The 13290-nt window shown below is 27.7% G+C and carries 8 protein-coding genes, 2 tRNA genes and 1 pseudogene; 2 read left to right on the top strand and 9 right to left on the bottom strand.

The genetic code is table 11. The features are described from left to right. Positions 1-6 precede the first annotated feature (6 nt). From MPF13_RS12525 to MPF13_RS12515, 3 genes are all read right to left on the bottom strand, one after another. Positions 7-2634 (bottom strand): T9SS type A sorting domain-containing protein, encoded by a 2628-nt coding sequence (locus MPF13_RS12525; RefSeq protein ID WP_249982979.1) that lies wholly within the window; start codon positions 2632-2634, stop codon positions 7-9. A gap of 286 nt (positions 2635-2920) precedes the next feature. Further along, positions 2921-4213 carry a T9SS type A sorting domain-containing protein gene (locus MPF13_RS12520; protein WP_249982977.1) on the bottom strand — a complete coding sequence of 431 codons (1293 nt, stop codon included), beginning with the start codon at positions 4211-4213 and terminating at the stop codon, positions 2921-2923. 162 nt (positions 4214-4375) lie between these two features. Then, on the bottom strand, positions 4376-8506 hold the full coding sequence (locus tag MPF13_RS12515) for a hybrid sensor histidine kinase/response regulator transcription factor (RefSeq protein ID WP_249982975.1): 4131 nt from the start codon (positions 8504-8506) through the stop codon (positions 4376-4378). 262 nt (positions 8507-8768) lie between these two features. On the opposite strand from MPF13_RS12515, the gene MPF13_RS12510 reads away from it, so the two are divergent. Together MPF13_RS12510 and MPF13_RS12505 are read left to right on the top strand one after the other, a co-directional pair. After that, positions 8769-8840, top strand: a tRNA-Gly gene (locus MPF13_RS12510). 21 nt (positions 8841-8861) lie between these two features. Next, positions 8862-8947: transfer RNA gene (locus MPF13_RS12505), tRNA-Leu, on the top strand. A 270-nt stretch (positions 8948-9217) separates the two neighbouring features. Here the strand turns inward: MPF13_RS12505 and MPF13_RS12500 are convergent. The 6 genes and pseudogenes from MPF13_RS12500 to accB form a co-directional block, all read right to left on the bottom strand. Continuing rightward, positions 9218-9924 (bottom strand): annotated as a pseudogene (locus MPF13_RS12500) (LytR/AlgR family response regulator transcription factor). A gap of 15 nt (positions 9925-9939) precedes the next feature. After that, a complete protein-coding gene (locus tag MPF13_RS12495; protein ID WP_249982973.1) occupies positions 9940-10257 on the bottom strand; it encodes an Hpt domain-containing protein in 318 nt (105 codons plus the stop codon). Positions 10258-10291: 34 nt separating this feature from the next. Further along, a complete protein-coding gene (locus MPF13_RS12490) occupies positions 10292-10699 on the bottom strand; it encodes a response regulator (protein ID WP_249982971.1) in 408 nt (135 codons plus the stop codon). A gap of 124 nt (positions 10700-10823) precedes the next feature. Next, positions 10824-11273 carry an Lrp/AsnC family transcriptional regulator gene (locus tag MPF13_RS12485; protein WP_249982969.1) on the bottom strand — a complete coding sequence of 150 codons (450 nt, stop codon included), beginning with the start codon at positions 11271-11273 and terminating at the stop codon, positions 10824-10826. Between the two features lie 91 nt (positions 11274-11364). Beyond that, entirely contained in the window at positions 11365-12702 is a 1338-nt protein-coding gene (gene accC / locus MPF13_RS12480; protein WP_249982967.1) for an acetyl-CoA carboxylase biotin carboxylase subunit, read from the bottom strand. 85 nt (positions 12703-12787) lie between these two features. Beyond that, positions 12788-13267: an acetyl-CoA carboxylase biotin carboxyl carrier protein gene (gene accB, locus MPF13_RS12475; protein WP_249982965.1), complete on the bottom strand. Its 480-nt coding sequence runs from the start codon at positions 13265-13267 to the stop codon at positions 12788-12790. Positions 13268-13290 lie beyond the last annotated feature (23 nt).

Genomic DNA, 13290 nt, shown 5'->3' with positions numbered 1-13290 from the left:
TCGTTATTACTCTAAAATTATTTTCTTACTTATTTTACCTGAAACAGTTTCTACATTTACAAAATAAACACCTGCTGCTAATTTTGGTAAAAGAATATCTTTTGCACCATTAGCTTCGAATTTATTAGTTAAAACTTGTTTTCCCAGAACATTAAATAAAGAAACAGATGCTTTACCATTTGGTAAACCTGCTACTCTTAAAGTAGATGCACTTAACTTAAATATACTTACTCCATTTAACTTAACACTATCATCAACACTTAAAGCAGATGATCTTGTATGTAAATAAAATCTTCCAACTCCATTAATTGCTTCTGTTAAAGTAATTTTATACTCACTATTTACCTCATCTAAACGTGTAAAAGTACTTGCCACTCTATCTTCTAAATAAACATTTAATCCTGAAGGAATATTTAATGCTTCTGCAGTAATTGTAACTTCCTTACCTGCTTCAGCTTTTAACCCAACAGGAATTATATTCGTTTCAAAATCTGAATTTGGAAATGATTGCACTTGATAAGATTCATTTAGGTCTCCTTCTAACATTTGAGTATAAATTGATAACTTTTGAGAAGTTCCTTTAAAAACTTTACCTTCATAACCACTATCAAATCCTTTAGTTGCATTATCAAAATAATATACTTCTGCATACCTTTTATTAGCCCCATCAGTAACATTTAAAGTAATTTTTCTTTCAGAACTTTTTTGAAATGTATCACCTCCAATTTCTTGGTTACTTTGCTCAAACTTAAGTGAACCAGCAGCATTAACTTGTACAAAGAAAGCTTGACCTGGTGCTAATTTAAAATTCATAGCAGTTGGTTTAGAATTATACGTATTACCATCATCATTCCATATCCAAACTTCTTGAGAAGCCAATTTAGTTGTGTTATCTGTAATAAATTGACCACTATTTACTAAAGCAGAATAAGGGCTTCCTAATAAATTAAAACCATTACCATCTTTAGTAACAGCAACTTCAACTCCATCTTCACTAGAATTAATTGTTCCTGTAAAAGTTATATCTCCTGCAGTAGATTGTTTTATAATATACCCTTTACCTGCTTGAAAAGTAGAACCTAAAGCTGCTACATTAGTATCATCATTTTTTAAATAAGCCCAACTATCTCCGTTTTCTACATATGTTGCTAATCCTCTATTATTACTTGCACTAGTTGCTAAACCATTAGAGGTTGCCCATGCATTATTTATAGACGCACCAGAAAAAGGAGGAGACATAGAAAACCAGCCATCTAAAGTAGCGTCTCCACCATTTGCAGCTGGTAAAGTACGAACAAAACTAGCATTTCCTGCTGAATTACCTTTAACTATTAATTGAGCTCCATGTTCTAAATTTAATGTTCCATCAATTTGAATATCTGAATTTAATGTAAGAGAATTTCCTGCTTTAATTGTTAATGTATTACCTGTAGTAACTTCTATAGGTCCATCTGAAACAACCGCAGAATTAACATCAATATTATTATTAATTGTTTTTTTATCTCCTTGATTTGGAACTGCACCTCCCCAAGTTCCTCCAGTTGCCCAATTACCAGGTGTTGTAGATGCTGATACTGGAAAAACAGCAGAAGTAATTTTATCTATTTGAATAATATCTCCATTTGTTAAATTAGAAGTACCTCCTCCAGCATCATACCCAATACCTATCCAGTTAGTAAATGCATCTGATGCTGCCGTAATTGGAATATCAAAAGTAAGTTGTTCCCAAGTATTTACTGCTGTAGAAGTATTTTGCGTAGCTGTTTTATTTTGACTAGTAGCACCATCTAATTCTTCTGTTTTTATTCTTGAAATAATATTGATACTGTTGGCTGTATTCTTTTTTACCCACATCTTTACTTGTAGAATTGTACCAACTGGAAAATCTACACCTCCATATGTTTTTTGAAAAGAACTAAAAATAAAATAACCAGCTGTAGCATCTCCTGTCCAAGTTAATTTAAGATTATTAATACCATCTTTAGCATTTGCTGAAGCTTCAATCTCTAAATCAACAGGTTGAGAAGCAGTATCACTAAAAATAGCTGTACCTGAACCATCTTCAAAACTTGGGCTTTGTACAAATTCTGAATAATTCTTATCAGAAGTAACAAATTCTATTTCATCAACATAAAAGTTACCTTCTCCTGCTGCATAATTTCTTCTAATTAAAATATCTAAATTATTTACTGTCCCATTCCAATTTGTTGTAGATGACATATCTATAAATGCAGTTTTCCAAACTCCATTACCAGGAGTTCCTGCAGCTATAGTATAAATTGTATGAGAAAGTTGAACAGTATTTGCTGCGTCTTTACTTCCTTGAACTCTTATATCCGTTCCAAGAGTTTCATTTTTGTATCTTATTTTTATATACTTATATGTATCTGCATCAATTCCGGCAGAAGTTCCTAATCCAAAATTGGAGTTATTACTATCTCTTGTTAAAACTAAAGCCCCATCTCCTTTAACTCCTTCTGTTTGACTATGAGTAACAGGTCCTGCAGCTCCATAAGCAACACTCCAACCTCCTAGATCACTAGTACTAAAAGTTTCTTGTCCATTCATATTAAAACTTACAAGTCCTAAGACTGCAAGTAACATGAATGATTTTTTAAGTATTCGTTTTTTCATAATTGTTAAATTAAATATTTAGTTAATTGTTTTTGGTAAAACTAAACAAGAAGTTTAGTTTTTATTTCTTAAATATTACCTTGTAAGTACACTAAATTACCTCCTATGTGTACTATATTAATATTTTACACTTGATTTTAAATTATTTCTCAAAAAAAGCAAAAGACATACTTCTTTATATTTATAAATAATAATGTACAGTATAATACTTTACTTATATTCCTTATTTTTAACAATCAAGTTTCAACTTAGCATGAAACTTGATTGTTAAAACTGTTGTATTGATTTATTTAATTACAACTTTTGTGGTTTTAGATTTGTTCTCAGAAAATATTTTTAACATATAAACTCCTCTTGGTAAATCTGAAACTGATAACTGCAAAATATCTGAATTGTTTTTTGCAGACTTTACTTTTGCTCCTAAAATATTAAACAAACTAATTTCACTATTTATAGGGCTTTTTATATTTAAAATATCGTTAGCTGGATTAGGGTATACAGATACACCTTGTAAAATATTAGACTCTAAATTTGCTGTTGCTGCTGTTATGGTTGCTGTCATTTGATCAAAATAAACAATATCTCCTGCAACTAAATTGGTAGCAGCTCCATCTATATGATCTAAAGCAAACCAAAATAAAATTCCATCAAACTCTTCTACATTTTTTAAATCGAAAGTTAATTCTTCCCAATCACCAGAAGTATTTGTTGTAGTAACAGATGCAATTGGTTTTGTTGCAGTATCTACACCACCATCTGTAGTTTTTACTCTAGATGACACTGAATAAGGAGTTGTTCTGTTAGATTTTACCCACATTTTAATTTGAATATCAGAATTTGCAGGAAACTTAGTAGTATATTTTTTTTCATAACTAGTAAAAGTCCAAAAAGGTTTATCAGGATTTGCAGTATACTCCTTTTTTAAACTTTGTGTACCATCATGAAATACTGTAGAAGTAATAGATCTAGTAGCAAAAGTAACATTACCACTTAAATGAGATACCCCAGTAGGACCATCAAAACTTGGGTTTAGAATAAATTCTGAATAAGTTTTAGCTGGTGCAGAATTTTGAAATTCAATTTCATCTAAATAAAAATTACCTTCTCCATCTGCGTAATTTGCTCTAATTAAAACATCGAAGTTATCAATTGTATTATCCCAATTAGTAACTGCACTCATATCTAAATACATTGTTACATACTCTGAAGAGTTTGGAGTAATGTTAAATATCGTATTCGGAATTTTTAAATCTGAATTGTCTGCTGGTTGAGCTCCTTGTACTCTTAATTGTGTACCATTGGTTTCATTCTTAAATCTTATTTTTATGAATTTTTTAGTACTAGCATCTATACCTGCAGGATTTAAACCAAAGTTAGAATTATTATTAACTCTAGTTAAAACTAGAGCCCCATCTCCATTTACACCTTCTGTTGTTGAATGAGATACAGGATCTGCTGAACCATAGGCAGAACTCCACCCTTCTAGACCCGAACTAAAGGTATATGTTTGAGCATTTAATGCAAAAGCACAAAAAACCAATAGTAAAAAAACGTTTTTTCTAAGTAAATTTTTTATCATAATAAGCTGTTGTTTAATTATTTGTTTTCAAATTAACTAAACATGTTAAGTTTTTTTGTATCTAAAAATAAATACATTGTTGTTTTTAGTAAATATCAACAGAAATAAAAAAAAAGCGTTACTAACTAATTAGTAACGCTTTAATAATATTAAATAGAATTTTTATGAAAAATTCTTTTCACTTTCAGAAGCATATTTACTTGGAGAAACATTGTATTTTTCCTTAAATATTTTGGTAAAATGAGTTCTGCTTTTAAAACCAGTCATAAGAAAAACTTCGTTTACAGATAGTTTTTTTTGCACTAGAAACTGTGCTGCTTTTTTAAGTCTATACATTTTAATCAACTCAAAAGGAGTTTGATTGGTAAGTACTTTTACTTTTTGATAAAAATGAGTTCTGTTTAAATATAATTCTTTTGCTAATGTATTAATATCAAAATCTTGATTGTCTAGATTTTCTTCCATAATACTATATAGCTTTTCTAAGAAAGCATTATCATTTCTATTATTTTTATTATTTTCTTTAGTTAATGGTATACCTACTTGGTACCTTTCTCTTAATTGTTTTCTGTTATTTAATAAAGCTTCTGTATTTGTTATTAAACGTTGAACATTAAAAGGTTTTTTAATATAAGCATCTGCACCATCTCTAATACCTCTTACATGATCTTCTATATTTGTTAAACCTGTTAAAAGTATTACTGGAATATGACTTGTTTTTAAATCTGATTTAATTGCAATACATAAATCTAAACCATCTAAATGAGGCATTTGAACATCACTTATTACAATATCTGGCCAATCATTTTCTAAGGCATCTAAACATTCTTGACCATCTCTAAATACTTTTACTCTAAAATATTTGGATAAAATACCTGAGACATAAGTTCGCATTTCTAAATTGTCTTCTGCATAAAAAACTAAAGCATCAGAAAACTCGCCACTTACATCAATTGTAGTTAGAGCTTCTTCTTGTAAAAACTGTTTGTCTACTACAATTTCTTTTTCCTTTGGAAGTTCTATCGTTTTTTTATCAAAAATTTCATCTTCTTCTACTTGTTGCTTAACTATTGGCAACTGAAACCCTATAGTTGTTCCTTCATTTACTTTACTGCTTACATTAATATAACCATAATGCATTTCTACTAGCTTCTTAGAAAAAGCCAAACCAATACCAGAACCTGCTATATGCTCTTTTTGAGTAGATTCTGATTGATAAAATCTTTCAAACACATGTTCTAAATCTACTTCATCTATTCCCATTCCTGTATCTGTTACAGATACATATAAGTCTTTTTCATCACTACTAAACTCAATCTTTATTGTGTCTTCTGCTTTTGTATATTTAAAAGCATTGTTAATTAAGTTATTACAAATTTTCTCAATTTTATCTTTATCTGCAGAAACTATAATGTTTTTATCTTTTGCAATAAGTTCAAATTTCTTTTGATCTTTACTTGCCAAAAACATAAAATCATTTGCTAATTCTTGTATAAATTCGTTAAAATTAAATCTAGAATAATTCATTTTTAGAAGGTTTGCTTCTGCTCTTCTAAAATCATGAACTTGCTCTACTAATTGTCTTATTTTTTTTGTTTGACGTTTTACTAACCCAAGTTTTTCTGAAACATCAAAGTTATTTTTATACCTATCTAACAATACTTCTACAGGGCCATTTATAAGGGTTATAGGAGTTTTAATTTCATGAGATATATTTGAAAAGAACCTTAACTTAGATTCATTTAAATCTTTTACAGTGTCTTTTTCTAATTTTTCTATAACTACTTTATGATTTAAAGATTGAATTTTTGTAATTGTAGATATTACCAAATAAAGAATCAAAATGATTGCCAATAGGTATAAAAAATATGCTGTATTTGTTTTCCAAAAAGGAGGAATTATAGTTATTGATATTTTTTTAGGAGCAGTCCATTCATTTAAAGAATTAGAAGCCATAAAACTTAATTCATAATTTCCTGCTTGTAAACCACTGTAGTTAATTGTATTATTATTTGAAGATGTTTCTACCCAATCTTTATTTATTGGAGATAATTTGTATTTTATTAGATGATTTTTTGGGTTAGAAAAATGCAAACTAGCAATATCAAAAGAAAATACATTTTCATCATGGTTTAAATTTATTTCATTTAACTCAAACAAACTTTTATTTAAAATTACCCTATTGTTTATTGTATCTCCTGGATATATTTTTTTATTATATAATTTAAAATTTTCTAATAAAACATTAGGTAAAGCTTCATTACTCGTAATTTTTTCTGGATTAAAATAACACAAACCATCTAACCCAGAGAATAAGAATGTTCCATTTTTTAATTTTTCGGATGTAAACCAAAAATCTTCAAAAGGTAAACCATCAACTAAATTAAATCTTCTAAAAACCTTACTTTTTAAATCAAATTTATTTAATCCAATATTTGTAGAAATCCATAAACTATTTTCGTTATCATAATTTATACTTTTTACAACATTATTAGAAAGACCTTCTTTTTCTGTATAGGGTATAAATTCTAATTTATCTTCTTTTTCTTCTACTTTACAAATACCTCCACTTTCTGTTCCAACCCAAAGTTCTTCATTAGGTAATCTTAGAACAGAAGTTACAAAATTGCTTGATAATGATTTTTTATTTTTTTTGTCATTTAGAAATTGAGAAATTTTTATTTTATTTAAATCAGTATCTTTTTTATTATCTAATCTAAATAATCCATCAGAATCTGCCCCAATCCATATAAAATCTTTTAAAGGATCTGAATATACATATCTAGCCAAAGTAATTTTATTTGAAATAAAATATGGGTTTTCATTTAAGGATTCTAATTTTATAACATCATTAAATTTATCTATACTTAATTTAAAAACATCTTGTGAGCAACCAATCCAAATATTACCATATTTATCTTCAGTGTAAGATCTAAATGGTAAAGCCTTTGTAGCTTCAAAATATTTACTATCAATTTTTTCTAATCTTGTTTCACCCTTTTTTACTCTAAAAAAACCTACCCCAGTTATTTTAATCCAAGTATTTTTTTTAGAATCTACAAAAACTGATGAAACATTTAGTAAATACCTTTTAGAAATATTAAAAGGTAACTCTTCAAACTCTTCTAATTCTGTATTAAATAATGCTATACCTCCAAAGGTTGCAGTAAGAAACACTCTTTTATCATCTAGAGCAGATATATGAGTAATACTGTTTGAAGCAATTCCGTTTTTATAACCCATTTCTATACGATACTTTTTAAATGGGTTTTCTTTAATATTAAATTGATATAATCCTTCGTTAAAAGAACCAATCCAAATATTATTATTTGAAGAAAAAATACTACTTATTCTAAGTCTATCTACATCATCATTAAAATATTTTTTTTGTAATTCTTTTACATTATTACATGCAATTAAAGATTTTACATTGTTTATTTTTACTACTCCTTTATTTAAAGTTCCTAACCATAAATCTTCATTATCATCAATACATAAATTATTAAATTGATTTTCTAATAATATTTTATTGGTAAGGCTAAATTTATTGTTGTTTGAATCATAACATAATACTCCAACACCAAATTGTAGGTTTATTAAAAATAAAGATTCACTAATACCAATAATAGCATTTGAGTAATTAACTTTTTGTGATAAAATTTGCTGAAAACTATTTTTAAGAGTATTAAATAAGTATAAACCATTTGAAGTAGCAAATATTAAATTCCCGTTTTCTAATTCTATTACATCTAAAAATATTAGTTCTTCAGAATCATTTATTAAAGGTATAAATTGATTTAAAAGTTTATAATTTTCATCAAAAAGAAAAACACCATCTCCTTGTGTTAAACAAAATATTTTGTCGTTTTTCTTATTTATATAAATCTTTCTAATAATGGGTCCATTATTATTTTTTCCTATTAAACTATTAGCATAAATTTTTTCAAACTTTTCTTCAGATGATTTATAAACTGTTAAACCTTCATCTGTACCAATCCATAAGTTTTTCTTATTATCTTCAGAAATTGCTCTTACTCTATTACTTGTAAGAATATCTTGATCAATATTATTTTTAAATGTTGTTAGTTTATAACCATCATATTTATTAATCCCTTCATAAGTACCAACCCATAAAAACCCATTACTATCTTTTAAAACTGAAGTTACTCCATTATGAGCTAACCCATCAGAAATTGTAATTTTTTTAACATTTGCAAATTCATTTTCTTGTGCTTTTACACTAGAAATTAAAACTGCAAATAACAAAAAGAAAGAATAATATTTATTTACCATACTTATATAAAAAGGAACAAATTATTTTAAATAATTTATAATACTTAAAGGAATGTAAAATTGTATAATTAAATTGAAATTACATAAATTAATTTGAAATAAATTCACTTTAAAAGAAGAAGTTCATCGTTTTGAAAAAAAAATTACTTTTTTTCAAAAAAAAACACAAAAACATTTGCAGTAACCATAAAACGTATTATATTTGCACCGCTCTTAAGAAATGTAGGAGGATAAACACTAAGTTCTATAAAAAATAATGACTGCGAAAGTAGCTCAGGGGTAGAGCATCACCTTGCCAAGGTGAGGGTCGCGGGTTCAAATCCCGTCTTTCGCTCTATACTATAAACATACCAATGCTGAAGTGGTGGAATTGGTAGACACGCTGGACTTAAAATCCAGTGAGCAGTAATGCTCGTATGGGTTCAAGTCCCATCTTCAGTACAAAAACCGTAACAATTAATTGTTACGGTTTTTTTTGTTTACATACTTAAAGTTTAGAGCACAAAAAAAGAGCTGATGAGAATCAGCTCTTTTTATATCAATCTATAAATCCCCCAACTTATGATTGCTTACTTTAATTAAACCCAAAACTATGTATTAACAATAACATAATTACACTACAAATATAGTATGGATTTAAACTTTAGAATTGGATTTTCGATTGATGAGTACTAAATATCGGCGAGTGACAATGAAACGTCGTTAAATGAATTAAAGCAGATTTAATCTTTTCATTAATTCACTCTTATTAGATCTACTAATTGGTATTACACTCTTTTTAATTAAAACACTATTATCTTCAATATCTATAATTTGTGAAGTATTAATAATAAATGATCTATGTATTCTAAGAAATAAAGATGAAGGTAATTTATCTTCTATTTTCTTTAATGTAGAATGTACTATGTAGTTTTTCTTTTCTGTTTTTATACTAATATAATCTCCTTTTGCTTCAACAAAATAAATATCTGGAATATTAATTTTAACTAGTCTTCTATCTACACTAACATAGATAAATTTAACATTTTTAGTTGGGAAATCTTCTTTAACAGCTACATTAGCTTCTTCTAAATGAGAAAGTTTTAACAATGATTTATCAAACACCTATCTTTTGTAATTGGTTTTACTAAATAATCTATTACACATTCGTATTCAAAATCTTGTAATGCAAAGTTTTTATCTGAAGTTGTTAGAATAATTTTAGGCGGAGATTTAAGTGTTTGAATAAAATCAAACCCAGAAAATGAAGGCATATGAATATCTAAAAATATTAAATCTACTTCATTAGAATTCAAATATTTTATAGCTTCTATTGCAGAACTAAATTCCTCTTTCACAGAAACTTGCTCAGAAACACCACATAACTGCTTTATAATTAATCTTGCAGTTTCATCGTCATCAATAATTATACTATTCATATTATTATAGAGGTATTATTCAACCTTTAAATATACATGAATTTTATTTAGAATTTTTACAAAATCTGGATATAATTTTATGTCTTGTTTTTTTAAATCTTTTTCAAAAGTAGATGTTAATTCTAGTCCCTTTTTAAAACCTAAAATACTAATTTTATGCTTTATTTTGTGAACATTATTAGCTGCTTCAGTGTAATTTTTATTTTCAAAATTTTCATTAAAAAGAGAATATTCTATAGGAAATTCTTTTTTTAAAACACTTATTATACTTTTTTCAAACTCAAGATCTCCTCCCGAAAGTTCTTTAATATAATTTAAATTAGGTTGTTCCATATTAATTTTTAATTCCTTAAAATAAAGTAAAATATTATTTAATAAGCTCATTACGTTTCCAATATTTTAATAATGACTTTACTTTTTTTGAGTATTTAGAGTATTGTGCTGGCTTTGTAAAATATCCAGAAATACCATAATCGTAACATTTCTTAAGTTCTCTATCATCTTCAGAATTAGACATAATGATAATAGGAATGTTTTTAAATTCAATTTTAGATTTTAACTCTTTTAATAATTCTAATCCATTCATCTTAGGCATATGCAAATCTAAAATGATAATATTAAATTTATTTTCTATTTTATTTAAAAAATTCAAAGCTTGCCTTCCATTTACTGCTTCTACTATTGAACAAGAAAAACTAATATCAGTACAAACTTTTTTAAATTTCATTCTTTCTATTTCATCATCATCAATAAGTAAGATAGAGAGGGATTTCATCTTTTTAAATATTTACAAATTATTACATTGTAAAAATGAAACAATAAAATTTAAAAAAAATATTTGTTAGTTTATTTGTTTAAAAGCCTCGTTAAATGGTATATAAGCTTTGTTAAAATATTTCTTATATATGTAATTGCCTATCAATTTGTTGATTTAAAGAAACAAAAGTTTCAAACTTTTTAACTCCTTTTATTACCTTTATTTTTTCATCTAACAACTTCATTAAAGACAAATCATCTTTACAAAATACTTTTACTAAAAGCGAATAATTACCTGTAGTATAATGACATTCTACAACTTCTAACACCTCTTTTAACCTTTTTATTACAGAAGATAAAACTGACGATGTTTCTAAATGAATCCCAACAAAAGCTGTAGTAGTATAACCTAAAGATTTAGAGTTAATTTTCATATAATAACCATCTATTAAGTCAGATTTTTCTAATTTTCTTAAGCGCTGATGGATTGCAGCACCAGAAATACCTATATCTCTTGCAATACTTAATATTGGTGTTCTTGCATCTTTTACTAAACTTCTAATAATTTTCTTGTCAATTCCGTCAATTTTCATGTATAATTATTTAACTATAAATATAAAAAAAATAGAGAATACATATTGTATTCTCTATTTTAATATAAATTTTAAACTAAATTTTAGTTTTCTATTTCATTTCGAAATCTTCCATAAATTTAGTAGTATAGTTTCCTGCTACATAATCTGGATGATCCATTAACTGTCTATGAAAAGGAATTGTAGTTTTAATACCTTCAATTACAAACTCATCTAAAGCTCTTTTCATTTTATTAATTGCTTCTTCTCTTGTTTGAGCAGTAGTAATTAACTTAGCAATCATAGAATCATAATTTGGCGGAATCATATATCCTGCATACACATGGGTATCTATTCTAACACCATGACCTCCTGGAGCATGAAAAGTTGTAATTTTTCCTGGAGCTGGTCTAAAATTATTATGAGGATCTTCTGCATTAATTCTACATTCTATAGAGTGCATTTGTGGAAAATAATTTTTACCAGAAATTGGCACACCTGCAGCTACTAAAATTTGCTCTCTAATTAAATCGTAATTAACAACTTCTTCTGTAATTGGGTGCTCTACCTGAATACGAGTATTCATCTCCATAAAATAGAAGTTTCTATGCTTATCTACTAAAAACTCTACAGTTCCTGCACCTTCATATTTTATAAATTCTGAAGCTTTTACAGCAGCTTCTCCCATTCTATTTCTTAAATCATCAGTCATAAAAGGAGAAGGAGTTTCTTCTGTTAATTTTTGATGACGTCTTTGAACAGAACAATCTCTTTCAGATAAATGGCAAGCTTTTCCAAATGAATCTCCAACAATTTGTATTTCAATATGTCTTGGCTCTTCAATAAGCTTTTCCATATACATATCGTCGTTACCAAAAGCTGCTTTAGATTCTTGTCTTGCAGAATCCCATGCCTCTTTTAAATCTTCTGATTTCCAAACAGCACGCATACCTTTACCTCCACCACCTGCAGAAGCTTTTAACATTACTGGGTAACCTGTTTCTACAGCTAATTTTTGGCAAGTTTCAAAATCTTCAATTACACCTTCACTTCCTGGAACACATGGCACACCTGCAGCAATCATTGTAGATTTTGCATTAGCCTTATCTCCCATTTGGTCAATCATATCTCCTGTTGCTCCAATAAATTTTATATTATGCTCTTCACATAATCTAGAAAATTTGGCGTTTTCAGATAAAAAACCATAACCTGGATGAATTGCATCTGCATTTGTAATTTCTGCAGCTGCAATAATGTTAGACATCTTTAAATATGATTCTGAACTTGGAGCTGGACCAATACAAACTGCTTCATCTGCAAATCTTACATGTAAGCTTTCTTCATCTGCTTTAGAATAAACAGCAACAGTTTTTATGCCCATTTCTCTACAGGTTCTAATAACACGTAATGCTATTTCACCTCTATTGGCAATTAATATTTTTTTAAACATCTTTTTAAAGTTTAGATTAGTTAGACAATTTGATTACTGATTTATAGATAATTACCTAAAAACCTTTAAATCTAATGATCTAAAATTAAGATGGGTCTACTAAAAATAATGGTTGATCAAATTCTACTGGAGAAGAATCATCAACTAACACTTTAACAATTTTACCTGAAACTTCAGATTCTATTTCGTTAAATAACTTCATTGCTTCAATAACACACACTGTGTCTCCAACAGCAATTTCAGAACCAACATCTACAAAGTTTGGTTTATCTGGAGCTGGTTTTCTGTAAAAAGTTCCAATAATAGGAGATTTTACAGTTATATATTTAGAATCATCACTTTCAGACTTTGGTGCTGAAGCTTCAACTGCAGCTACTGGTTGTTGTGCTATTGGAGCAGCAACTTGAGGCATTGGTGCCATTTGAGCAGCCTGAACTATAGTAGTTTCTGTTTTTCCAGAACCTGTTCTAATAGTAATTTTCACATCTTCCATTTCTAACTTTACCTCGCTTGCGCCAGATTTTGCTACAAATTTTATAAGATTTTGAATTTCTTTAATATCCATACTTCTTAATGTTTAGTTGTTTA

The sequence above is a fragment of the Polaribacter sp. Z022 genome, from assembly GCF_023555495.1.
In the GTDB taxonomy this organism is placed as follows: Bacteria; Bacteroidota; Bacteroidia; order Flavobacteriales; family Flavobacteriaceae; genus Polaribacter.
Note: the sequence above shows the minus strand (reverse complement) of the source record. Positions and strands in the feature narration are given on the sequence as shown.